Source organism: Microbulbifer bruguierae, assembly GCF_029869925.1.
Lineage (GTDB): Bacteria > Pseudomonadota > Gammaproteobacteria > Pseudomonadales > Cellvibrionaceae > Microbulbifer > Microbulbifer bruguierae.
Map to the genome: position 1 here is coordinate 1,523,128 of NZ_CP118605.1, position 22,892 is coordinate 1,546,019.

Here is a 22,892-nt window from a genome sequence, read left to right on the forward strand (position 1 = left end):
CCAATCGTTTTAGCGAAGCTTCAGGGTCGCCAACCCTGCGAGCACAAGTACCACGGTGATAATCCAGAAGCGCACGATCACCCGCGGTTCTGGCCAACCCTTCAATTCAAAATGGTGATGCAGTGGCGCCATGCGGAAAATCCGCTTGCCGGTCAGCTTGAACGAGGCCACCTGTAAGATCACCGAGACAGTTTCCATCACGAACACGCCGCCCATGATGAACAGCACAATTTCGTGACGGGTAATCACTGCGATAATGCCCAGCGCGGCCCCCAGGGCCAGCGCACCTACATCCCCCATAAATACCTGGGCCGGGTATGTGTTGAACCACAGAAAACCGAGCCCCGCGCCACCGAGTGCCGCGCAGAAAACAGCGAGTTCGCCGGCCCCTGAAATCGAAGGAATATGCAAGTAATTGGCAAATTCCACATGGCCCACCAAATATGCAATCACACCCAGCGCTCCGCCCACCATCACTGACGGCATGATGGCAAGGCCGTCGAGACCGTCGGTCAGGTTTACCGCATTACTGGAGCCAACCACCACAAAATAAGTCAGCAGTATGAATGCAACCGGGCCGAGGTTAATCGCCACATCTTTGAAGAACGGAACAAACAACTGAGTTTCCGCCGGTGAGGTTGCGCTCATGTAGAGGTAAATGGCGGCCCCCAATCCCGCGACCGATTGCCAGAAATATTTCCAGCGTGCAATCAGGCCACGGGAATTTTTCTCCACGACTTTTTTGTAGTCGTCCACAAAACCTACTGCGCCGAATACAAAAGTGACCAGCAGGGTGACCCACACCAGACGATTACTGAGATCGGACCACAACAGCGATGCAGAAAAAATCGCCGAGAGAATCAGGGTCCCTCCCATAGTGGGTGTACCCGACTTACTGAGGTGAGACTGCGGACCGTCGTCGCGCACCGCCTGCCCCACCTGCAGACGATTCAGCCAGGTAATCATGCGCGGCCCAACCACCAGGGAAATTCCCAATGCGGTCAACGCACCCAAAATAGCGCGCACAGTGAGGTAGTCAAAGACCGAAAAACTCTTCACATACTGTTGTAAAAATTCAGCCAGCCATAACAGCATCGTCGTAACCTTTTATTGATTCCCGTTGGTGAGTGCTTGCACTACCAGTTCCATACGCGCACTGCGGGAACCTTTCACCAGCACAGTGGTGTTTTCATCCAGCTCCGGCGCCAGCGCCCTGATCAGGGACTCGCGTTCAGAGAAATTCTTTTGCGCGTGGGGACGGTCCGCAGCAAACTCGACGCTGGCAGCCGCACTCAGCGCACCCAATGTGTACAGTTGATCAATGCCGCGCTCCCGCGCCAGGCGTCCCATCTGGCGGTGCGCTTCATCGGCTTCCGGGCCGAGTTCGGCCATATCCCCGAGCACCAGGATCTTTTTGCCGGCCCGCTGCGCCAGCATTTCGATGGCCGCGCTTACGGATCCGGGGTTGGCGTTGTAGCTGTCATCAATCACCGTGCCCGCAGTGTTGCCGGGCAGCGACTGCATGCGTCCGCCAACACCAGTCAGCGCACCCAGTCCCTCGGCAATTTCCGCAACCGTAACCCCCGCCGCATACGCCAGGCCCGCGGCCACCAGCGCGTTATGCACATTGTGCTCACCCAATAACTGCAGCTGCACCGGGTGCGCAATGCCTTCAATTACCAGGTCGAAGGATGGACAGCCACCGGCGTCCACCACGATGTTGTCCGGGTGCACCGCCCACTGATGCCCTAGCCCCACTTCCAGCGTGCGTACGCCTTCCGGAATATGGCCGCGCCAGTAATCCGCGTAGGCATCATCCGCGTTCAGCACGGCAATGCCGCCGGCGTGCAGGCTGGTGTAAATCTGCCCCTTGGCGGTGGCAATACCATCCACAGAACCGAAACCTTCCACATGCGCTGGCATGACATTGTTCACTGCGGTGATTTGCGGCTTGGCGATACTGCACAGGTAGCCAATTTCATCGGGACCGCTTGCCCCCATCTCCACGATCAGCACCTGGTGCTCCGGCGCCAGAGAAAACAGGGTCATGGGCACACCGAAGTGATTGTTCAGGTTGCCCCGGGTTACGCACACCTTGTGGCGCAAGCCGAAAATTGCCGCCAGCATTTCCTTCACGGTGGTCTTGCCACAGGAGCCGGTAATACCAATCACCGGACCACTGAATTGCTCGCGACAAAGTATTCCGATTTGTCCGAGGGCAATGGTGGTGTCCTCAACCAGCCACTGGGGCGTCGCAGAATCGGGAATGATCTGCTCCGTCACCACCGCCAAAACCTTGCCATCCAGGGAGGCAAGAAAATCGTGCGCATCAAAACTCTCACCGCGCAATGCCACAAATAGCGCGCTTTCGTCCAGCTTGCGGGTGTCTGTACACACCGCATTAAACGACACAGAGCCGTTGATCAACTCACCGCCGAATCGCTGTTGCAGTTGCTGCAGGGAAAGCGGAGCAATCATTGACCACTGCCCTCCACTTCACTGGCTGCCCTGCGCGCGAGGGCCTCCTCGGCCTGTTCGCGATCGCAGAAATGCAGTTTTTCACCGCCGATCAATTGATAATCTTCATGGCCTTTTCCAGCGATCAGTACCGTGTCCCCGGCAGCGGCGTTGCCGATGGCAAAGCGGATGGCCTCGGCGCGGTCCACCTTCACTTCACAGCGACCACCATCAATGCCCGCCAGAATGTCATCGACAATGGCCTGCGGATCTTCACTGCGGGGATTGTCACTGGTTACCACCGCGACATCGGCGAGCTCTGTAGCGATACGCCCCATGGGCGCCCGCTTGCCAGTGTCGCGATCCCCCCCACATCCGAAGACGCACCAGAGTTTTCCGCGGCAATAAGGGCGTGCAGCTTCCAGCGCGGCGCGCAACGCGTCGGGAGTGTGGGCGTAATCCACCAGGACATTGACATCACTCGCATCCGCGGCCACCCGTTCCATACGACCCGGTACCGGTTTGATGTCGGGAAACGCGGCGAGAATGTCCGCCAGCGGCATACCCGCGGCAGCAACCGCGGCAACTACCGCGAGGACATTGTGGATATTGAAGTCGCCAATCAGCGGCGCCTGCAGCTCACCTTCCCCCCAGGGCGTGATCAGCTGCAGGGAAAAACCGCTGTCCATTCGCTTCAGGTTACGCACCTGCAGGTCGCCAGACTGCATGCCATAGGTGATGACTTTCAGTCCACGCAGCTTGCAACGCTCTACCATCTGCGCGCCAAAGGGGTCGTCAATATTGATCACGCCGCGCTTCAGCTTCGGCAATCCGAACAGCTTTTCCTTGGCCGCGCCGTAGGCAGCCATGTTGCCGTGGTAATCCAGGTGGTCGCGGGTGAGATTGGTAAACACCGCCGTATCAAACACCAGCCCGTGTACCCGCCCCTGAGACAGGGAATGGGAGGACACTTCCATTGCTGCGGCGCGCGCGCCCTGCTGATAAAAATCCGCGTAGTCCGCCTGCAAACGCACCGGGTCCGGGGTAGTTAATCCAGTTTCCTGCAAGCTGGCGCTGCCATCTTTCCACACCCCATTGCCAATGGTGCCCATCACCGCGGCACAACCGAAATGCCGGGCCAGCAGTTGTGAAGCCAGATAAGCACAGGTGGACTTTCCATTGGTACCTGTCACCCCGACCAGATACATGGACTCCGACGGATGGCCGTAAAAGCGCGCGGCAATTTCCCCCACCCGCGCGGCAAGTCCAGGTACGCTGACTACCGGCACACCGCTGCGCTGCTCAGCGCCGAGGGTTTCGCCGTCCGCGAGCACAACCGCGGCACCTTGGGCGATGGCGGCGTCGATATATTCACGCCCGTCCACCTGGGTACCACGCAGGGCCATAAACACATCGCCAGCTTTTACCTGGCGACTGTCCAGCGCGACGCCGGTGACTTGGATATCGGGGATACCCGCGTAGCCCGGCACCAGACTGGCCAAGGATGCTTTTCGGGTTTGTATTTCATTGCGCTGGGTCATGACGTTGTACCTCTCTCGTCCAGCTGGGTTGCCAGCTGTTGCTCAGCAGGCGCAATTTGCTCGGGCGGCACCTGCAGCAGGCGCATGGCGCCGGTCATGACTTTTCCGAACACCGGCGCGGCCACTTCACCGCCGTAATATTTGGCATGACTGGGATCGTCGATCACCACCACAGCCGCCAGGCGCGGATCCTGCGCCGGCACAAAACCGGCAAACACCGAGCGGTAGCGGTTGTCGGCATAGCCGTCGCTACCCACCTTGTGCACGGTGCCGGTCTTGCCCGCCACCCGGTAACCTTCCACCCCCGCGAGCTTACCTGTACCACCGGGGCCAATTACGGTTTCCAGCATCGCGGTCACATCCCGCGCCAGACCAGCCTCAACCACACGCTCCGCATCCGCGCGGCTTTTTCCCTGGTCCAGAATCAGCGAAACCGGGCGTTTGAGCCCGGCGTTGGCGACCACACTGTATGCCTGTGCCAACTGCACGGCGTTCACTGTTAAACCGTAGCCGAAGGCAAAGTTGGCCAGCTCAATGGGGTGCCAGCGATCCCTTGTGGGCAGTATCCCCGGTGCCTCGCCGGGGAATCCGCTGCCAACCGCCTCTCCGAGCCCCAAACGGTAAAAAAGTTCACGCAATGCATCCGGCTCCAGATCCATCGCCACCTTGGTGATACCCACCTGACTGGACTTGGTGATCACCTTGGTCAGGTCTATTTGCCCGTAGTCCACCGGATCCACCAGGGTCTTACCCGGCAACCGGATATACCCGGGACTGGTATTAATGGGTGTGTGGGGCTGATAGCGCCCGGTCTCCAGCGCCGCCAGTGCAGTCAGCGGCTTGATTGTGGAACCGGGCTCGAACTGGTCGATCAGTGCGCGATTACGCATTGCCGCCGCTTTTACCCCTTCGCGGTTGTTGGGGTTGAACGAGGGCTGATTGGCCATCGCCAGTACTTCACCACTGTGGGTATCCAGGATCACCATAAAGCCGGACGCGGCACCGTTTTCCGCTACCGCCTTCTTGAGTTCACGGTAAGCGAGGTACTGCAGGCGCATATCAATAGTGAGCTGCAGGTCGCGACCCGGACGCGCCTCCTGCTTTACTGCCAGATCCTGAACCGTGCGCCCCTTCAGATCCTTCACCACCTGGCGTTTGCCTGATTCCCCGGCAAGGGATTGCTCGTAGGCGAGCTCCAGCCCTTCCTGACCGCGGTCGTCAATATTAGTAAAGCCCAGCAACTGGGCGGTGACTTCGCCGGCCGGGTAAAAACGGCGGTATTCTTTTTTGCTGTACACGCCAGCCAGATCCAGACTCAGAACCTTGCGCGCCGCTTCCGGTGTCATGTGACGCTGCAGGTACATAAAGCCCTTGTTGCGGTACTTTTCCAGGCGTTTGGCGAGACGGGCAGGCGCGGTGCCGAGCGCAGCCGCCAGCGCGCGCAACTCCTCTGCGCTGGCCTCTTTGAGTAGCTGGGGATTGGCCCAGATGGTCTGTACCGGCGTACTCACCGCCAACAACTCTCCATTGCGGTCGACGATGGACCCCCGATAGGCGGCAATTTCCTCGGTACGAATGGTACGGGCACGCCCCTGATCCTGCAGGAAGCGATAGCCTTTATCCTGCTCAGGCAGCACCTGCAGCCCGGCCAGATGGACCACCAGCGCCACGGCGAGCAGACACAGCAAACCGGCCACCAGCGCAAAGCGCCAGCGGGCAATTCCCGGCTGTTGTTGCTGTTTTTTCACTGCACCCATGACGGAGCTGTCCCCAGCGCGATCCCGCGCTTTACCTTGTTATCCGAATGCCCTTGCCTGGCACCCTACCCAATGTCCGATTGATACTGCCGTCCTAGCGGCCCGGCACCAGTACGCGCTCTGCCGGTGTCGGCGCCCGCATCTTCAATTTATCTTTTGCCACCTGCTCGATACGGCTATAGGCAGACCAGGCGCCGCGCTCCAGCAATAACCGCTCCTGCTCATAGCGCAACTCATCTCGGTGTCGCTGAGCCTGCTCGAGCTGGGCGGTGAGTTCGCGGCTCTGCTGGGTGGTATGCACAACACCCAATGCCGACACCATCAACAGCGACCAGACAACGAGCAACAATCCTTTATTTCCGCTCATCCGCTCATCCGCTCACAGCCTTTCCGCAACGCGCATCACTGCGCTGCGCGAACGCACGTTTTCTCCAATCTCCTGCGCCTCAGCCTTGACCGCCTTCCCCACTGAACGCAGTGTGCGGTGAATCTGGCTGTCCATCACTGGCAAGCCGCGGGGCAGCTGAGGCCCTTTCTCCTGCTCGCGGATAAACCGCTTAACCATGCGATCTTCCAGCGAGTGGAAGCTGATGACCACCAGACGCCCCCCGGGCTTCAGCAGTGCTAGCGACTTTTCCAGCGCTTGTCGCAGATCCTCAAGCTCGCCATTTACATGGATGCGGATGGCCTGAAACACTCGGGTTGCCGGATGCTTGCCCTTCTCCCACGCGGGATTGGCCGCCTTGACCACCTCCGCCAGATCCAGAGTGCGCTCGAAAGGCTTTTCCTGCCGCCGGCGCACAATGGCTCCGGCCATGCGGCGGGCAAACCGCTCTTCGCCGTACTCTTTGAACACCCGCGCCAGTTCACTTTCGGATTCACTGTTCACCCACTCCGCCGCACTGATACCTCGGCTGGTATCCATACGCATATCCAGCGGACCGTCCTGCATAAAACTGAACCCCCGCTCCGGCTGATCCAGCTGCGGCGAGGAGACCCCCAGGTCCAGCAGAATGCCGGTCACCTGGCCGGCCACCTTAGCCGCGGCCTGGTCTATGTCGGCAAAAGAACCGTGCCATATCTCAAAACGCGACTCACCGGCAAAGCGACTATTGGCGTACTCAATGGCCTGTGGATCCTTATCCACCGCCAGCAGTCGGCCCGATGCACCCAGCCGTTCCAACACCTGAGCGCTGTGGCCGCCGCGGCCGAACGTGCCATCGATATAAAAGCCGTCCGGATCCACCACCAGGGCATCCACAGCCTCGCGTAACAACACACTGCGATGCAGATCTTGGGACACCCTTTTACTCCTGCGTTATCGATTACATTTACAGAGAGAGAGAGACCATTTCTTCAGGCATCTCGTCCTCGCCCTCACTGTCGTCCAGCCAGTTCATCCAGCGTTCTTCGCTCCAGAGCTCCAGCTTCTTGCCCTGGCCGACCAGCATCAACTTCTTCTCAAGCCCCGCGTACTCTCGCAGGGTCGGGGGAATCAGCACCCGTCCATTGGCATCTACCTGCAGTTCACAGGCGTACCCAATCAACAGACGCTGCGCTCTCCGGGCCACCCGGTTAAAGCTCGGCAATGCTTCAATTTTAGGAAGAATTTCACGCCATTGGGCTTCTGGATAAACAAGTAGGCAGCGCTCTTCCGTGTGAGCAGTCACTACCAGGCGCCCATCGCAATCTTCCAGCAGCGAGTCCCTGACCCGCGCTGGAATGGCCAGACGCCCTTTGGCGTCCATATTGATTGCGTGACTACCCAGATACATGGATGTGTTTCTGTGGCCCGTGTTGGCGTTGTTCTGTTTTCAGGAAGGTGAAAATCTGCGCTTTTTGCCACTCATGTGCGTGATCAACCACTCACAACCACATTTGACCCACTACATCCCACAAATTTCCACTTTTCTCCACCTGCGACACTATAAATCTGACCCGGGTAAAGTCAAGGAAATCCACAGCATCCAAAGAGAAAAAACCCAGTAAATTCGCGGGCTACAGGCGAAGTGTTCACATCTTGAGCGACAAGGCGGGCGAGCAAACGCACAGCAAAGCAAGCACTTACTCTGTCATGCTGACAAGTTACTTTAAGTTTGTGCGGAAGCTCGCTGACAGGGAAAGGAAAGCGCCAATGTGAGTACCCGCTTACATGAATTACAAATAAGCACCAAACTCGCGGACGCGAAGTAGGCCGACAACACGCACCGGGATTCCGGCAGAAGAACAGCCGTCAGCATTCAACTTAGAACCTGAAGGCATATAAAAATCAGCTTTTATTATTTTTAATGGCTATCAACTCACTGTAGCTTTACAACACCCACAAGATCAGCAGGAATCCAGCCATGGGCTTTTCAGCAGGACTGAGCAAGCAGAACGCGACCACCCGCACCTTCCATCACGGTGCCGACCTGGACGCGCTCAACCAGCGTTTCAAGGAAAGCAAGCCCAGTGAAATCATGCAGTTCACCATCGAACATGCGGAAAATCCTGTGGTGTTCACCAACTTCCGCCCCCTGGCGATCGCTTTTCTGCATCTGGTAACACGGGCCAAACCCGACATACCCGTAATCTGGGTAGATCACGGCTATAACACCCCGGAAACCTATCGCCATATTGAGAAGGTCATCAAGCTGCTGGAGCTGAACCTGCACACTTTCTCGCCGAAGATGTCTGCCGCCCACTTCAACGCGGTATACGGCGGCATTCCGCCGCTGGACACGCCGGAGCACGACTTCTTCTCGCGCACGGTAAAGCTGGAGCCGTTCAATCGCGCCATGCAGGAACTCAAGCCCGATGTATGGCTGAATGGCATCCGCCACGACCAGAACGCCCACCGCCAGGGACTCGACATTTTTACCAAGGGCAACCACGGCACCATTCGCGTAGCACCCATGTTCCACCTCAAGGAAATTGATGTGGAAGAGTACGTGTACGAGAACGACCTGCCGGATAACGATGTGTACTTCGACCCCACCAAGGGTGAGGAGCATCGGGAATGTGGACTGCTGCTGCAGAAGTAAGCTGCGGAATCAGGAGGGAATCAACCGGCGGCGCAAGCGCCGCGGTCGAAAAGTGAGCCAGCCGATAAGCCGGGTTCTGTCGAGGACAATCATTCATCTGGGATGTGCGTCACCACACACCTCAAGCGACCTACCCGCCCTCAGTGCGGGTCACACCTATAGAGGGCCTATTTGGTCTTGCTCCGAACGGGGTTTACCGTGCCACGAACTGTTACCAGTCGCGCGGTGCGCTCTTACCGCACCCTTTCACCCTTACCTGTGCCTCCCAAACCGAAATTCAGGAAGCCATCGGCGGTCTACTCTCTGCTGCACTTTCCGTAGGCTCGCGCCCCCCAGGCGTTACCTGGCGTCCCACCCTATGGAGCCCGGACTTTCCTCCATCACACTACCCGAAGGCACTGCAACAGCGATTGCCTGGCTGACTCGGCGCGAAGGTTAATGACCACTGACGGCAGATGCAAGCACGACGTCGCACCCACAGCTACTTTTGTTCCAGCGACCAGTTGTACAGCAGTTTCTTGTTTACCCCGGTAATTTCTGCCGCGATCGCTGCCGCGCGCTTGGGCGGCAACTCCGCCAACAGCAACTTCATCACCCGCTCGGATTCCGCATCCAGCTCCGCAGACTTAACCTCTTCAGCACCCCTTACCAGCAACACAATCTCCCCCCGTTGCTGATTACTGTCCGCCCGCACCCACTCCACCATATCAGCCAGAGGCAGCAGATGAATCGTTTCAAATGCCTTGCTAAGCTCCCGCGCAATCACCACCTCGCGGGTGTCACCAAAGCACTGGCGCATCGCTTCCAGCGTGTCCAGTACCCGATGTGGCGCCTCGTAGAACACCATGGTGCGGGTTTCTCGCGAAAGCGCCTGCAGGGCCTTTTCCCGAGCCAGCGGCTTGGCGGGCAGAAAACCTTCGAAGGTGAAGCGGTCACTGGGTAGGCCTGCTGCGGACAGGGCGGCGACAAAGGCACAGGGCCCGGGGATGGGGACCACGGTAAAACCGCGTGCGCGGGCCTCCCGCACCAGGCGGTAGCCGGGGTCGGAAATCAGCGGAGTACCGGCATCCGAGATAAGCGCCACCGTCTGTCCCTGCGACAGGCGCTCGAGAATCTTGTCCGTGCGCTGGTCGTCCGAGTGGTCATGGTAGGCCACAAGGGGTGTATCGATGGAAAAATGGGAAAAAAGTCTCTGACTGTGACGAGTGTCTTCCGCCGCCACGAGATCCGCGCATTGTAGAACTTCGACGGCTCGCGGTACCATATCCGCCAAATTGCCAATGGGCGTCGCGACGATATAAAGCACTGCTTTATCCAGCCCCATAGTTCACTCCAGAATAAGTTTTGTGGGAGAAGAATATGTCCGCCCTGTACCGGCGCATCCCCTTCGTTATCAGCAGCCTGGCTGCGGGCACCCTGGCCCTGACCCTGGCCGGTTGCCAGACGCCGGCAACTCAGCCCGGCAGCCTGCTTCCGTCCGACGCCAGCAATCCGGCCACCGCCGATCGCCAGAGCGCCATCCGTCTGCTCAACAGTGCTCAACAGCTGTCCTCCCCGGAAAAAGACCGGGCGCAACTGCAGGCGGCCGCCATTCTATACACTCTTGGCGATAACGCGACGGCCAGACAAGCCGCAAGCACCATCGACAGCCAGCAGCTGACGGACGCGGAATACGCTCGCTACGCCCAGGTATATGGCAGCGCCCTCGCCGCCGACGACGATTTCTTTGCCGCCCTTGATCTGGTCAGCGCGCCGCGCCTGGAGCAGGCCTGGTATCAGGTTCCCGCGGAAACCGTGCTGCCCCTGCGCAACCTGCGTGCAGACCTGTGGAGCCTGATGGGGGATATCGACAGCGGCATCGCCGAACGCCAGCGCATCGCCGCCCTGCCCCTCAGCGATGCGGAAACCTACACCAATAACGATGGCCTGTGGCAGCTGCTAACTCAACTGCCATCCAAAGAGCTGCGCCTGCGGGCTGAGGAAAACCTGAATTCGCAGATGCGCGCCTGGTACCAGCTGGCTCTGCTGGGGCGCGACACCCAGACGGACATCAGCACCCAGCTCACCGCCCTCAGCCGCTGGCGCCAGCAGTGGCCCCGTCACACGGCAGTTTCGCACCCGCCCCAGGCACTGCAACTACTGGAGCAACTGGCGAGCCAGCGGGCACAGAATGTGGCCCTCCTGCTGCCATTGTCCGGCCCACTGGGTTCAGCGGGACGCGCCATTCGCGATGGGTTTATGGCCGCGTACTACAGCGCACTGGATGCCGGCGCACCGACACCGCAAATCCAGGTCTACGACACCGGCAGCAGCCAGCCGTTCGAGGCGCTCTACCAGACCGCCATCGACAATGGCGCCCAGGCTGTCGTCGGCCCGCTGGACAAAAGCAAGGTGGCCAATCTGCTGGCAACGGAAAAACTGCCAGTGCCCACTCTCGCCCTGAACTACGGCGACGAAGGCCGCCTCACCGACGACCTGGTCCAGTTCGGCCTCGCGATCGAAGATGAAGCCCGCCAGGTGGCCAGCCAGGCCTACCGCCAGGGCCATCGCCAGGCGATGATTCTGGCTCCGGAATCCAGCTGGGGGCAGCGCGGCCTGGAGGCCTTCACTGAAGAGTGGAACCGCCTCGGTGGCAGCGTGAGCATCAGTCGCAACTATCGCGATTCCAGCAACTTTTCCCAGTTGATCAGCGACGTATTGTTGATACAGGAAAGTAAAAACCGGGAGCGCGAGTTGCGCGGCAAACTCGCGGCACCGCTGAAGTTCACTCCGCGCCGACGGGGCGACGTGGATATGCTGTTTGTACTCGCGCAGCCCCAACAGGCGCGCCAGATCAAACCCATGCTGTCCTACTTCTACGCGGGCGAACTGCCGGTGTATTCCACATCGCAGATTTTCGCCGGCACGATCGATCGCCAGCGGGACCGAGATATCAACGGCGTACGCTTTACCGCACTGCCCTGGCTGTTTGAGGATGACAACCAGACCAAGCGCAACATCATCAAGCAAGCCGCTCCGGCGCCGGCGTTTGCGCGCCTGTATGCACTGGGTGCCGATGCCTTCCGCCTCTACCCACGTCTGCCAATCCTGCGCCAATTCCCGGAGCAGCAGGTCTATGGTCTCACCGGCGCACTCCGCCTGACTGCCGACGGACGCATTGTGCGCGAGCAGATCTGGGCGAAAATCGACGATGGTGCCCCAGTGCCAATCACTACGACGGAGCCCAGCCTGCCGCAGGCGGCAAACACCAGCGCTCGGGTCGAATAACCGGCAAAAACAATACATCCATCGAAAAGGATCTTCATGGATACCACAGCGATTGGCACAAAAATGGAAGGCCTGGCAGAGCAACACCTGATTGCCGCCGGGCTGCGAATTGTCGAGCGAAATTTTCGCGGTCGCTTCGGGGAACTCGACCTGATCGCCCGCGACGGTAACACCCTGGTGTTTGTTGAGGTACGCTACCGGCGCAATCGCATGTTTGGCGGCGCGGTAGCCTCGGTGGACTTTCGCAAACAACGCAAGCTGATTGCCACTGCCAACGGCTACCTGCAATATCGCAGGCTCGACTGTCCCTGCCGATTTGACGTGATCAGCATTGAGCTGGGCGGCCGTGCGGAAGACCTGAAAATAGACTGGATTCAAAATGCCTTCGGGCAATAGGCTCACCCGGTGGCCGCAACCTGAGGCCCTAGAATGGAAATCACAGATTCAATGGAACAGAGAGTTGTAACCCTGTTTCACCGCAGCATCGAAGCAACCATGAATGCCGGTGAACTTTTGGCGCCCCTGATTGCCGAAGCCAGCGAAATGATCGTGCATACGTTGCTGGCAGAAAATAAGCTGCTGATCTGTGGCAATGGCCTGAGCGGCGCCCTGGCACAAAGCTTTTCCGCGCAGTTGATGGGCGGCTTCGAACGCGAGCGCCCGGGACTTCCGGCACTGGCACTGAACGGAGACGGCATAACCACCGGCACCGTAGCCCGCAATCACGGCAGAGCGGAATCCTATGCGCGGCAAATCCGGGCACTGGGACAGCCGGGGGATCTGCTGGTGATTATCAGTACCGACGGTAAAGACTCCAATCTTGTTCAGGCCGTCCGCGCAGCCCACGACCGCGACATGGGCGTGCTGGCATTGACCGGCGGCGAGAGCGACGGGGACTGCACTGCACTATTGGATGTACACGACATCGAACTGCGGGTGCCTTCGGAGGTGGCCTCTGAAATACACCAGGTACATCTGTTAACCCTGTTCTGTCTTTGCGACCTGATCGACAGCAGCCTGTTTGGCGGATACGAGGAGTAATCCATGCAATCCACTTTGAATAACCATGCTGGTCACAGCGCAATACCCCAGCGCCTGAAGGTAGCCGTTGTCGCCGGTATTTTTTTCATCCTCGGCGGTTGCGCCACTGTGCTGGACGCCACCCACGATGGTCCAATCCAGCCGGATCCCGGCGAGCGCAGTTTCGGCACCTATATCGATGACCAGCAGCTTGAAACCGTCACCAAGGTGAATATCGGCAAGGCCCACCCCGACCTGAAGGCGGCCAATATCGACGTAACCACGTTCAATGGCGTCGTCCTGCTGACCGGTCAGGTGCCGAATACAGAATTACGCACCCTGGCCGGCCGCACTGCACAGCAGGTGCATTCCGTGCGCCAGGTGTACAACGAAATCCAGGTGCGCGGCACCACTTCCATGCTGGCACGTACCAGCGACACCTGGCTGACCACCAAGGTAAAGAGCGTGCTGTTGACGGACAAGGAAATCGACAGCGGCCGTATCAAGGTGATTACCGAAAACGGTGTTGTCTACCTGATGGGGCTGCTAACCCGCCAGGAAGCGGAGAATGCGGCGGAAGCGGCACGGGCCGTGGGCGGCGTACAGAAAGTAGTGAAAGCGGTGGAGTATATCGACTGATTCCCCCATCTTTCTTTCAGAACAATAAAAAACGGAGGCCTTAGCCTCCGTTTTTTATTGTTCTGAAATGTTCCTCAGGGACGCTCGATGGCCACCGCCGTCGCCTCGCCACCCCCGATACACAGGCTCGCCACACCTTTTTTCAGATCGCGATTTTCCAGCGCCGCGAGCAGTGTAACGATAACCCGGGCACCACTGGCTCCCAGCGGATGACCCAGCGCACAGGCGCCGCCATTGACGTTGACCTTGTCGTGCGGCAAGTCCAGTTCCCGCATCGCGGCCATGGTAACGACCGCGAAGGCTTCGTTGATCTCGAACAGATCCACATCGCTGGTGTCCCAGCCGGTTTTTTCCAGCAATTTCTTCATGGCATTGACCGGGGCAGTGGTAAACCACTCAGGCTGGTGCGCGAACTGGCTCTGCCCCTTCAGTACTGCCAGCACCTTCAGGCCCCGGGCCTTGGCTTCGCTTTCACGCATCAGCACCAGGGCGGCGGCGCCGTCGGAGATGGAGCTGGCATTGGCCGCGGTCACCGTACCGTCTTTGCGGAAGGCAGGACGCAACTGGGGGATTTTATCCGGGCGCGCGCTACCGGGACCTTCATCCACGGAGACCACCAGATCGCCCTTGCGGGAGGAAACTGTCACCGGGGAAATTTCCCGAGTAAAAGCGCCAGATTCGATGGCTGCGTTAGCCCGCGCCAGGGATTCCAGAGCAAATGCGTCCTGCTCCTCGCGGCTGAACTGATACTTGTCGGCAGTACACTCAGCAAAATTACCCATCAGCTGACCGTCGTAGGCGTTTTCCAGGCCGTCGGTAAACATGTGGTCCTGTACTTCACCGTGCCCCAGACGCATGCCGCTACGAGCCTTGGGCAGCAGGTAGGGAGCATTGCTCATACTCTCCATGCCACCGGCAACAATCACTTTGGCATCACCGGCCAGCAGCGCATCCCGGGCCATCATCACGGTTTTCATACCGGAACCGCACACCTTGTTGACGGTGGTGGTGGGAGTCGCCTCCGGAATTCCCGCACCCAACGCGGCCTGGCGCGCCGGTGCCTGACCGACGCCGGCAGGCAGGACACAACCCATCAGTACCTCATCGACATCCGCTGCGGCAACACCTGCATCGGCGAGCGCACCCCGAATGGCCACCGCCCCCAGCTCCGGTGCACCGAGGCCGGACAACGCGCCCTGCATTGCCCCCATAGGTGTCCGGGAAACTCCAACAATGACCACTTGGTCTGTCGCTTGCTCGCTCATGCCAAATTTACTCCAAATTTTACCGTAATTGCCTCAATTGGCTGACCAGTATTGCGCTAATTGATTATTGTGCGGTGGATTATACCCCACAGACCCGGGAGTCTCGCCATCCGCCTTTCGTTGTATGGACCATGGTAGTATCTGGCGCAATCCGCGGGAAAACCGCAGAGCGCCATTTTCACTGACCATAAACAACACAAGTACAACAAGCAGACCATTTATAAAGGTGAATCCATGGAAATTTCCACCATTGTCTGGCTGGTAGTTCTGGCCGCACTGGCTCTCTATGTGATCGGCATATACAACAAGCTGGTGTCACTGAAAAACCGCTATGAAAACGCGTTCTCGCAGATCGAGGTGCAACTGAAGCGCCGCTACGACCTGATCCCCAACCTTGTGGAATCCGCCAAAAGCTATCTCAAGCACGAACGTGAAACTCTGGAAGCCGTGATCAGCGCACGTAACTCCGCTCTCGCGGGACTCAAGGCCGCCTCAGACAACCCCGGCTCCGCCACCGCCATCGCCAACCTGGGCAACGCCGAAGGTGCGCTGGCAAGCGCACTCGGGCGCCTCAACGTGGTGATGGAGGCCTACCCAGACCTCAAGGCCAACCAGACCATCCAACAGGTAATGGAAGAGCTGACCAGTACCGAAAACAAGGTGGCCTTTGCCCGCCAGGCGTTCAATGATGGCGTGACCACTTACAACATTTTCCGCCAGAGCTTCCCCCCGGTGTTTTTTGCCGGCTTCTTCGGTCACCGGGAAAACGGCAAACTGCTGGAGTTTGCCGACTCTCAAGCCTTCCAGGCTGCACCCCGGGTAGAGTTCTGATACGCCCATGAACTTTTTCCAACACCAGGATCAGGCGCGCCGCAACAGCCTTGTGCTGACCGCACTATTTGCAGCCGCAGTCGTGGGGCTGATTGCCATCACCACACTGTTTGTTGCAGCCGTTTTCAATCACTCAGAACTGCAGTCCTTCGATCCCGCAGCCATGGTAGCTGCGCTCGGCTGGCAAACCCTCGGCGGTATCGCACTGACCATTAGCGCCATTGTGGCCCTCGCCAGCGCTTACCGGCTGCGCCAGCTTTCTGACGGAGGGCGCGCGGTAGCGGAGTCCCTGGGGGGCAAAAAGATCAATGTCGCCGCGCGGGACCTGTATGAACAGCGCGCCCTGAACGTGGTGGAGGAAATGGCACTGGCCGCGGGTACCCCGGTGCCGGAGGTGTATATCATTGAAGACAACGCCATCAATGCCTTCGCCGCGGGCTATCGACCAACCGATGCGGTGATCGGGCTCACCCGCGGAGCTATCGAGCAACTCAACCGCGAAGAACTGCAGGGGGTGGTGGCACATGAGTTCAGTCATATTTTCAACGGCGATATGCGCCTCAATATCCGCATCGTTGGCCTCCTGCATGGAATTTTGATCATCGGCCTGCTGGGCAGCTGGTTGCTGCGGGGAAGCTACTGGGGAAGCGGGCGCAATAGTCGCGGACGCGCGGCACTGCTGGGCGTGGGGGCAGGTCTGGTAGTGATCGGTTACACCGGGACCTTCTTCGGCAACCTGATCAAATCTGCAGTAAGCCGGCAGCGGGAATACCTTGCGGATGCGTCGGCGGTGCAGTTCACCCGCAACAATCACGGCATCGCGGGCGCGCTGAAAAAAATTGGGGGTTACAACAGTGGCTCGCGACTGGCCGCGGCCAACGCCAGTGAATTCAGCCACATGTATTTTGCCAGTAGCCTCAAGCGTTCATTTCTCGGTTTTTTTGCAACCCACCCGCCATTGAACCAGCGTATCCTTCGTCTGGACCCCAGCTGGAACGGCGCGCTTGCGCAAGGTGCCCTAAGTCCAGATACGCAGGATGGACCGGCGGCAACCCGGGCAGCTCTACCACAGGAACAGATAACAGGTATTCACCAAGCCGAATACCACACACCGGACAGGGACCGATCGACCTCCTCCGATACAGCTGCGACAACGCCGCAGGACGCTGAATATCAGGTACAGCTCAACAGAGTGCTTGCCTCCGTAGACAACAACATTGCCGCGCCTAGCACGGCTCAGTTTGATTACGGCCACACACTGCTTTCCAGGGTGCCTGCGGACCTGAAAGCTGCCGCTCACGATCCCTTCTCCGCGCGCGCAGTTGTATACGCACTGCTGATTCACCCGGCGGATCTCGCACAGCACCGGCAACAACAGCTGGCGCTGCTGGAAAAGTTCGCGCACCCGGCGGTGTGGAAGGAGTTCCGCAATCTACACCCGTCCCTGGACCAGCTGCCCGCCTGGATGCGCTTGCCACTGTTAGATCTGTGCGTCCCCGCGCTGAAGGCTCTGGCGCCGCAACAATATCAGGTTTTCAAACGCAATCTGATCAAATTGATCCGCGCCGACGGCGAGCTGGAAATCTGGGAATGGGCACTTTACCGAGTCCTGATTCACGCCCTGGAACAGGATCCCGATCGCCAGCGCAAGGGAATCGGAAGTGTAAAAGGCATGCTACCCGATGCTTACCGTTTCCTGCTGGCCGCCATGGCCCATGCCGGAACTACCGACTACCTTAGCGCCAAACGCGCCTACGAAGCTGGCCTGAGCGCCCTGGGGCTTTCGCCAGTGCCGTTGCCTGCAGGAGCAGATATCAACCTGCAGAGACTCGACAAGGCGCTGGCCATAGCGCGTGAGACCCCACCGCTGAAAAAGCCGGCGCTGCTGAAATCCCTGGCGACAACCCTGGCTCACGACGGCGTGATAGAGGCGCGGGAAATAGAACTGCTACGCGCCATCGCCGATTGCCTGGACTGCCCCATGCCGCCCATCCCCGCGACCTTGCCCAGCCATTCCCGGAACAGTGAATTGGCCCCGGAAGCCGTCAGCTCCTGAATAATCTACGGCTACACGCCTGGATAGTCGGGAGTGGAGAGAGGAGAGAGGAGAGAGGAGAAAGAAGCCAACAAATAAAAAAGCCGGCAATCAAGCCGGCTTATTTACACCAGATCATTGGTACACGGGACCGATCCCCATCGTCCAGACAATTACCGAACAAACCATCACACTCACCATCATCACCAGACCAACGGTCAGCACCGCGCTCGCGTACAAAAACGCGCGCTCCTTGCTCATGTTCATCAAAATCGGAATGCCCTCGTAAAGCAGGTACACCGCATAAGCGCCGGCAAGCCCCATAACTGCGACAACCAGCCACAGTTGCGGATAGAGCATCACGATACCGGCAAGTAGCACCGGGGTGGTCAGGAAAACCGCAAGTGCCGTACCCTCGTAGTGCAGGGTGGGCTCATCGCCCTCAACACCGTAAGCACGGGCCATCCAATTGATGAACTCACCCACCAGGTAGATACCGATCAGGATCGCAATATAGGTTGTCACAGCCAGAGCCAGGGCACTTGCGGGAGTGAGCTTGGCCACATGGCCACCCAGCTCAAAGCCCACCAGGGTAACGCCGACATAGCCGGCAATACAGGGAATCAGCGCCAGAATGGGCACGTGGCTCAGAAAGACCTGTAAGAAAGAGTGCTTGTCTGAACGAATAGCCCGCCATTCTTTATCCGGGTTGGTAAAAATACCAATGGTATGACTCAGTAACTTCACGGAAATCCCTCTCCTGCACAGAACTTGTTTGCAGTATCGGAAGAGAGAAAGCGAATCACCAACTGAGAACAGGAATAAGGCGTCAATTTTTACGCCAGCACGTCAAAAGGGGGTGCGAAAAGCAGAGAGAGGAGAATGGACTCCCACAAATGGGAGTCCGGAGCACAACCACTGAATACTTACTTGACCACCCGCAAGGAGGGCTTCTTGGAAGGCTTCTTCAGGGTAGTCGGAGGTGTCGGTTCCGGTGGTTCCGGCGTTTCTTCCGGCTCAAAGACCATACCCTGTCCATTCTCACGGGCATAGATACCAACCACCGCGCCCACAGGCACCTGGATGTCGGTGGGGACACCGCCGAAACGCGCATTGAAGCGAATTGCATAATTGTCCATGGTCAGCCCCATAACCGCAGTCTCGGAGACATTCAGAACAATCTGGCCATCTTCATTAACATGCTGCTGAGGCACCAGCACCCCGTTCAGGTGGGTATCAACCAACAGGTACGGCGTGCATTTATTGTCGGTAATCCACTCATAAAACGCCCGCAAAAGGTACGGGCGGTTGGATGTCATCGGCGGCTTATTCAATCAGCACCTCAGGAGCGCATTTCGCGCTCGTATTCGGTCAGGCTCTGCTGGAAGGCTTCACGGGCGAACAGGCGGTCCATGTAATCCTGCAAAGGTTTGGCCTGCTTGGTTTTCGGCAGCGCAACTTCCAGCTGTTCCAGACGCCACAGCAGCGGGGCCATACAGCAATCCACCAGAGAAAACTCCTCGTTAAAGAAGTACGGCAGGTCGGTAAACATGGGGGCAATCCCCACCAGACTGTCACGCAACTCTTTGCGCGCGGCGGCTACGTCCTTGCCGCCGGCAAGAATCTTGTCTACCAGCGGACACCAGTCACGCTCGATACGGTACATGATCTGACGGCTCTGGGCACGGGCAACCGGGTAAACCGGGAGCAGCGGCGGATGCGGGAAACGCTCGTCCAGATACTCCATCATCACTTTGGTTTCAAACAATACCAGCTCGCGATCGACCAGCGTCGGCAGGGAGTTGTAGGGATTGAGATCCGCCAGCTCAGCCGGTTTGTCGTCAGGATCAACATCAATGATGTCAACGGAAACACCTTTTTCCGCAAGAACGATGCGTACCCGGTGGCTGAAATGACAACGACCATCGGAAAAGAAGGTCATGGAGGAGCGCTTGTTGGTCGGCACACCCATTTTGGAACTACCTCAGTCTACTGGCCGGCTTCCGCGCGACCATCATTCAAAAACGGAAAACGGGTGGTTGGGCTGATACCGGAATACCGGCGGCCCACCACCCGGGAAAATTATCAGGCTATCGCTTAGTGGTGTACGTCTTTCCAGTACTCGCGATTCAGCAGCCAGGCGAAGATAAAGAACACCAGAATGAACGCCAGCACATAAAAACCGATACGCTTGCGGGTTTCCGCCATCGGTTCGGCAATGTACTCCATGAAGTTCACCAGGTCATAGACCGCCTGATCATACTCCACGTCGGTCATGGAGCCCTTCACCTTGTTTACCTGCAGACTACCACAGCCAGCATCCATAATCGGGTTACCCATTTCATCACGTACCACTTTACCGTGATCGCGCTTAGGTCCCGGGGCGCACTCCGGCAACCCCTGTAGCTCCATCAGGACGTGGGGCATACCCACATTGGGGAACACTTTATTGTTTACACCAGTGGGGCGCGCCTCATCCTTATAAAAGCTGCGCAGATAAGTGTACAACCACTCCGGGGAGCGAGCGCGGGCCACCAGTGTCAGATCTGGAGGTGTGGCACCAAACCAGACTTTGGAGTCATCCGGCCGCATAGAAATCTGCATCAGGTCGCCGACCTTGTCGTCACCCAACACCAGGTTCTCCATCATCAACTCGTTGGGAATATCCAGGTCAGTGCCAACGCGCTCCCAGCGGGAAAAGTTGGCACTGTGACACCCCATGCAGTAGTTCACGAAGTACTTGGCACCGCGCTGGAGAGAGGACTTGTCATTCAGATCAATATTAATGTGATCCAGCTCGACAGAACTCTCTGCACCCACAGCCTTGATGGGAACAAAAGCCATCAGCACCACGGCGATGATGCCGCCGAACAGCAGAATGAACGACTTGCTGCCAGATGGACTGGTCACACGGGCAGGTTCCGGGTGCACCACATCGCGGTTGGTCAGCCACGGCAGCGCAGCAAAGAATACTGCGAATACCAGCGCCAGCAGTCCCACGAACAGGCTCGCACTCCAGTTCACCACGGCCATCCACAGGAACAGGAAGCCGAAGATGCCACTGACAATCCACGAAGCCAGGCCCTTGCGGGTGTTCGGACTGGTCCAGATCGGCATGGTGACGAAGAAAGCAAAGTAGAACAGGGTCGCCACCTGCGCCAGGAAGTTACGGCCCGGAGTCGGGGATTTCACACCCAGGTAGCCCAGGATGATAAACACCGCCGCGAATACCAGTAGCAGCACCTTCGGCAGCACACCCTTGTAGCGGATGGACTTCACCGGGCTCTTGTCGAGCCAGGGCAGTACGAACAGGATCGCAATAGCCGCACCCATGGCCACAAGGCCAAGGAACTTCGCGGTCAGCGGGCCAATATCCATGGTCACTGCGCGCAGCACCGCGTAGAACGGGGTGAAGTACCACACCGGAGCAATGTGTTCAGGCGTCTTCAGCGGGTTAGCTTCTTCGAAGTTGGCATGTTCGAGGAAGAAACCGCCCATTTCCGGGAAAAAGAACACCACTACACAGAAGGCGAACAGGAATACCGCTACGCCCACCAGATCGTGCACGGTGTAGTAAGGATGGAAGGGAACGCCGTCCAGAGGCACACCGTTTGCATCCTTGTTTTTCTTGATCTCGATACCGTCGGGGTTATTCGAACCCACTTCGTGCAGCGCCAGGATGTGCAGCACGACCAGCAGTACCAGTACCAGCGGCAGGGCAATTACATGCAGCGAGAAAAAGCGTGTGAGGGTAATACCGGAAATCAGGTAGTCACCACGGATCCACTGCACCAGGTCTTCACCGATACCAGGGATTGCACCAAACAGGGACACGATTACCTGTGCACCCCAGTAGGACATCTGGCCCCAGGGCAGTACGTAACCCATAAAGGCTTCCGCCATCAGCACCAGATAAATACACATGCCGAAAATCCACACCAGCTCGCGCGGCGGCTTGTAAGAGCCGTACATCAGACCACGGAACATGTGCAGATAGACCACCACGAAAAACGCGGAGGCTCCAGTGGAGTGCAGATAGCGGATAATCCACCCCATATCCACATCACGCATGATGTATTCAACGGAAGCGAAGGCGTTTTCGGCAGACGGATTGAAGCTCATAACCAACCAGATACCGGTCAGCAGCTGATTCACCAGAACCAGCATGGAGAGCACACCGAAGAAGTACCACAGATTGAAGTTTTTGGGCGCGTAGTACTTGCCCATGTGGGTATCCCACGCGCGATAAATCGGCAGGCGCTGGTCGACCCAATCACCCAAAGCGGTTAACCAGTTCATGCGGCGCCCTCCTGATCCACACCAATTACGATTACGTCATCACCCTCGTAGGAGTATGGAGGCACATCCAGGTTGGTCGGTGCAGGTACACCTTTGTACACCCGGCCGGCCAAATCGTACTTGGAACCGTGACAGGGGCAGAAAAAACCACCCATCCATTCACTGCCACCGAGGTCTGCAGCGCCGACTTCCGGGCGGTACATTGGGGCGCAACCCAGATGGGTACAGAGGCCGACCAAAACCAGCGTCTGAGGTTTGATGGCGCGATTTTCAGGGTCTACATAACCAGGCTGTTTGGACTCGGCAGACTTGGGGTCGCGCAGCAATGGATCCACCTTGGTCAGGTTGTCCAGCGACTCCTGAGTGCGGCGCACTACATAAACCGGCTTGCCCCGCCACTCTACGGTGACCATCTGGCCCGGTTCCAGCTTGCTGATGTTGTATTTGACTGGCGCGCCGGCGGCTTTCGCCTTGGCACTCGGATTCCAGGAGGCGACGAATGGTACAGCGATCCCCACTGCGCCGGCACCACCCACTACGGAGGTAGCGGCAGTCAGGAATCGACGACGCCCCACATTTACACCGTCATCACTCATGACGTATTTCTCCCATCACAGCGCCCCAGGATTAACCGGGACTGACTGGCCCAAACCCAAAATTACCGGAGATCTTCTGAAAAAAGTCTACACGACCGTGTACGGCGGTGAAGGAGGATATACCGCTGATGGCAGCTGCAGCCCTGGCGAATCGATACCAGA

Annotated in this window: 21 protein-coding genes and 1 other RNA gene; 7 read left to right on the forward strand and 15 right to left on the reverse strand. The window is 58.3% G+C overall.

Annotated elements, in window-relative coordinates; genetic code table 11:
* Window positions 1-9: 9 nt before the first annotated feature.
* From mraY to mraZ, 7 genes are all read right to left on the reverse strand, one after another.
* Window positions 10-1,095, reverse strand: a complete 1,086-nt coding sequence (mraY, locus tag PVT68_RS06495; RefSeq protein WP_280321874.1) for a phospho-N-acetylmuramoyl-pentapeptide-transferase — start codon at window positions 1,093-1,095, stop codon at window positions 10-12.
* A gap of 12 nt (window positions 1,096-1,107) precedes the next feature.
* Complete coding sequence (locus tag PVT68_RS06500) at window positions 1,108-2,478, reverse strand: UDP-N-acetylmuramoyl-tripeptide--D-alanyl-D-alanine ligase (protein WP_280321875.1); 1,371 nt, start codon at window positions 2,476-2,478, stop codon at window positions 1,108-1,110.
* Window positions 2,475-3,998 carry a UDP-N-acetylmuramoyl-L-alanyl-D-glutamate--2,6-diaminopimelate ligase gene (locus tag PVT68_RS06505; RefSeq protein ID WP_280321876.1) on the reverse strand — a complete coding sequence of 508 codons (1,524 nt, stop codon included), beginning with the start codon at window positions 3,996-3,998 and terminating at the stop codon, window positions 2,475-2,477. Before PVT68_RS06505 ends, PVT68_RS06500 begins: the two co-directional genes overlap by 4 nt.
* Window positions 3,995-5,755 carry a peptidoglycan D,D-transpeptidase FtsI family protein gene (locus PVT68_RS06510; protein WP_280321877.1) on the reverse strand — a complete coding sequence of 587 codons (1,761 nt, stop codon included), beginning with the start codon at window positions 5,753-5,755 and terminating at the stop codon, window positions 3,995-3,997. Before PVT68_RS06510 ends, PVT68_RS06505 begins: the two co-directional genes overlap by 4 nt.
* Before the next feature lie 94 nt (window positions 5,756-5,849).
* Window positions 5,850-6,122, reverse strand: a complete 273-nt coding sequence (gene ftsL / locus PVT68_RS06515) for a cell division protein FtsL (protein ID WP_280321878.1) — start codon at window positions 6,120-6,122, stop codon at window positions 5,850-5,852.
* 12 nt (window positions 6,123-6,134) lie between these two features.
* Entirely contained in the window at window positions 6,135-7,058 is a 924-nt protein-coding gene (gene rsmH / locus PVT68_RS06520; protein ID WP_280321879.1) for a 16S rRNA (cytosine(1402)-N(4))-methyltransferase RsmH, read from the reverse strand.
* A 28-nt stretch (window positions 7,059-7,086) separates the two neighbouring features.
* Entirely contained in the window at window positions 7,087-7,530 is a 444-nt protein-coding gene (mraZ, locus tag PVT68_RS06525) for a division/cell wall cluster transcriptional repressor MraZ (RefSeq protein WP_280321880.1), read from the reverse strand.
* A gap of 570 nt (window positions 7,531-8,100) precedes the next feature.
* Between mraZ and PVT68_RS06530 the strand changes: the two genes are divergently transcribed.
* The gene (locus PVT68_RS06530) at window positions 8,101-8,778 is read left to right on the forward strand and encodes a phosphoadenosine phosphosulfate reductase domain-containing protein (protein WP_280321881.1); all 678 of its coding nucleotides are present in this window, start codon (window positions 8,101-8,103) and stop codon (window positions 8,776-8,778) included.
* Window positions 8,779-8,827: 49 nt separating this feature from the next.
* On the opposite strand, the gene rnpB is transcribed toward PVT68_RS06530, so the two are convergent.
* Window positions 8,828-9,204: RNase P RNA component class A (rnpB, locus tag PVT68_RS06535), an RNA gene on the reverse strand.
* 55 nt (window positions 9,205-9,259) lie between these two features.
* Window positions 9,260-10,102 carry a 16S rRNA (cytidine(1402)-2'-O)-methyltransferase gene (gene rsmI, locus PVT68_RS06540; RefSeq protein WP_280321882.1) on the reverse strand — a complete coding sequence of 281 codons (843 nt, stop codon included), beginning with the start codon at window positions 10,100-10,102 and terminating at the stop codon, window positions 9,260-9,262.
* Between the two features lie 35 nt (window positions 10,103-10,137).
* On the opposite strand from rsmI, the gene PVT68_RS06545 reads away from it, so the two are divergent.
* The 4 genes from PVT68_RS06545 to PVT68_RS06560 are packed head-to-tail and all read left to right on the forward strand — an operon-like array spanning window position 10,138 to window position 13,704.
* Complete coding sequence (locus tag PVT68_RS06545) at window positions 10,138-12,045, forward strand: penicillin-binding protein activator (protein ID WP_280321883.1); 1,908 nt, start codon at window positions 10,138-10,140, stop codon at window positions 12,043-12,045.
* A 36-nt stretch (window positions 12,046-12,081) separates the two neighbouring features.
* On the forward strand, window positions 12,082-12,441 hold the full coding sequence (locus PVT68_RS06550; protein ID WP_280321884.1) for a YraN family protein: 360 nt from the start codon (window positions 12,082-12,084) through the stop codon (window positions 12,439-12,441).
* A 51-nt stretch (window positions 12,442-12,492) separates the two neighbouring features.
* Window positions 12,493-13,086, forward strand: a complete 594-nt coding sequence (locus tag PVT68_RS06555; protein ID WP_280321885.1) for an SIS domain-containing protein — start codon at window positions 12,493-12,495, stop codon at window positions 13,084-13,086.
* A gap of 3 nt (window positions 13,087-13,089) precedes the next feature.
* Complete coding sequence (locus PVT68_RS06560; protein WP_280321886.1) at window positions 13,090-13,704, forward strand: BON domain-containing protein; 615 nt, start codon at window positions 13,090-13,092, stop codon at window positions 13,702-13,704.
* A gap of 74 nt (window positions 13,705-13,778) precedes the next feature.
* Here the strand turns inward: PVT68_RS06560 and PVT68_RS06565 are convergent, their stop codons facing one another.
* Window positions 13,779-14,969 (reverse strand): acetyl-CoA C-acyltransferase, encoded by a 1,191-nt coding sequence (locus PVT68_RS06565; protein ID WP_280321887.1) that lies wholly within the window; start codon window positions 14,967-14,969, stop codon window positions 13,779-13,781.
* 234 nt (window positions 14,970-15,203) lie between these two features.
* On the opposite strand from PVT68_RS06565, the gene PVT68_RS06570 reads away from it, so the two are divergent.
* The gene (locus PVT68_RS06570) at window positions 15,204-15,800 is read left to right on the forward strand and encodes a LemA family protein (protein ID WP_280321889.1); all 597 of its coding nucleotides are present in this window, start codon (window positions 15,204-15,206) and stop codon (window positions 15,798-15,800) included.
* Window positions 15,801-15,807: 7 nt separating this feature from the next.
* The gene (locus PVT68_RS06575) at window positions 15,808-17,856 is read left to right on the forward strand and encodes a M48 family metallopeptidase (RefSeq protein ID WP_280321891.1); all 2,049 of its coding nucleotides are present in this window, start codon (window positions 15,808-15,810) and stop codon (window positions 17,854-17,856) included.
* Between the two features lie 114 nt (window positions 17,857-17,970).
* On the opposite strand, the gene PVT68_RS06580 is transcribed toward PVT68_RS06575, so the two are convergent.
* The 5 genes from PVT68_RS06580 to petA all read right to left on the reverse strand — a co-directional run bounded on the left by PVT68_RS06580 (window position 17,971) and on the right by petA (window position 22,730).
* Entirely contained in the window at window positions 17,971-18,582 is a 612-nt protein-coding gene (locus PVT68_RS06580) for a Yip1 family protein (protein WP_280321893.1), read from the reverse strand.
* Between the two features lie 179 nt (window positions 18,583-18,761).
* Window positions 18,762-19,154, reverse strand: coding sequence for a ClpXP protease specificity-enhancing factor (locus PVT68_RS06585; protein ID WP_066966442.1), 393 nt, complete (start codon window positions 19,152-19,154; stop codon window positions 18,762-18,764).
* A gap of 23 nt (window positions 19,155-19,177) precedes the next feature.
* Window positions 19,178-19,807 (reverse strand): glutathione S-transferase N-terminal domain-containing protein, encoded by a 630-nt coding sequence (locus tag PVT68_RS06590; RefSeq protein WP_280321896.1) that lies wholly within the window; start codon window positions 19,805-19,807, stop codon window positions 19,178-19,180.
* Between the two features lie 125 nt (window positions 19,808-19,932).
* The gene (locus PVT68_RS06595) at window positions 19,933-22,134 is read right to left on the reverse strand and encodes a ubiquinol-cytochrome c reductase (protein ID WP_280321897.1); all 2,202 of its coding nucleotides are present in this window, start codon (window positions 22,132-22,134) and stop codon (window positions 19,933-19,935) included.
* Window positions 22,131-22,730: a ubiquinol-cytochrome c reductase iron-sulfur subunit gene (petA, locus tag PVT68_RS06600; RefSeq protein ID WP_280321898.1), complete on the reverse strand. Its 600-nt coding sequence runs from the start codon at window positions 22,728-22,730 to the stop codon at window positions 22,131-22,133. Before petA ends, PVT68_RS06595 begins: the two co-directional genes overlap by 4 nt.
* Window positions 22,731-22,892 lie beyond the last annotated feature (162 nt).

Bases quoted from the DNA above. Each gene is read 5' to 3' on its own strand.
- mraY (WP_280321874.1), bottom strand. From the start codon at position 1,095: ATGCTGTTATGGCTGGCTGAATTTTTACAACAGTATGTGAAGAGTTTT.
- PVT68_RS06500 (WP_280321875.1), bottom strand. From the start codon at position 2,478: ATGATTGCTCCGCTTTCCCTGCAGCAACTGCAACAGCGATTCGGCGGT.
- PVT68_RS06505 (WP_280321876.1), bottom strand. From the start codon at position 3,998: ATGACCCAGCGCAATGAAATACAAACCCGAAAAGCATCCTTGGCCAGT.
- PVT68_RS06510 (WP_280321877.1), bottom strand. From the start codon at position 5,755: ATGGGTGCAGTGAAAAAACAGCAACAACAGCCGGGAATTGCCCGCTGG.
- ftsL (WP_280321878.1), bottom strand. From the start codon at position 6,122: ATGAGCGGAAATAAAGGATTGTTGCTCGTTGTCTGGTCGCTGTTGATG.
- mraZ (WP_280321880.1), bottom strand. From the start codon at position 7,530: ATGTATCTGGGTAGTCACGCAATCAATATGGACGCCAAAGGGCGTCTG.
- PVT68_RS06530 (WP_280321881.1), top strand. From the start codon at position 8,101: ATGGGCTTTTCAGCAGGACTGAGCAAGCAGAACGCGACCACCCGCACC.
- rsmI (WP_280321882.1), bottom strand. From the start codon at position 10,102: ATGGGGCTGGATAAAGCAGTGCTTTATATCGTCGCGACGCCCATTGGC.
- PVT68_RS06545 (WP_280321883.1), top strand. From the start codon at position 10,138: ATGTCCGCCCTGTACCGGCGCATCCCCTTCGTTATCAGCAGCCTGGCT.
- PVT68_RS06550 (WP_280321884.1), top strand. From the start codon at position 12,082: ATGGATACCACAGCGATTGGCACAAAAATGGAAGGCCTGGCAGAGCAA.
- PVT68_RS06555 (WP_280321885.1), top strand. From the start codon at position 12,493: ATGGAACAGAGAGTTGTAACCCTGTTTCACCGCAGCATCGAAGCAACC.
- PVT68_RS06560 (WP_280321886.1), top strand. From the start codon at position 13,090: ATGCAATCCACTTTGAATAACCATGCTGGTCACAGCGCAATACCCCAG.
- PVT68_RS06565 (WP_280321887.1), bottom strand. From the start codon at position 14,969: ATGAGCGAGCAAGCGACAGACCAAGTGGTCATTGTTGGAGTTTCCCGG.
- PVT68_RS06570 (WP_280321889.1), top strand. From the start codon at position 15,204: ATGGAAATTTCCACCATTGTCTGGCTGGTAGTTCTGGCCGCACTGGCT.
- PVT68_RS06575 (WP_280321891.1), top strand. From the start codon at position 15,808: ATGAACTTTTTCCAACACCAGGATCAGGCGCGCCGCAACAGCCTTGTG.
- PVT68_RS06585 (WP_066966442.1), bottom strand. From the start codon at position 19,154: ATGACATCCAACCGCCCGTACCTTTTGCGGGCGTTTTATGAGTGGATT.
- PVT68_RS06590 (WP_280321896.1), bottom strand. From the start codon at position 19,807: ATGGGTGTGCCGACCAACAAGCGCTCCTCCATGACCTTCTTTTCCGAT.
- PVT68_RS06595 (WP_280321897.1), bottom strand. From the start codon at position 22,134: ATGAACTGGTTAACCGCTTTGGGTGATTGGGTCGACCAGCGCCTGCCG.
- petA (WP_280321898.1), bottom strand. From the start codon at position 22,730: ATGAGTGATGACGGTGTAAATGTGGGGCGTCGTCGATTCCTGACTGCC.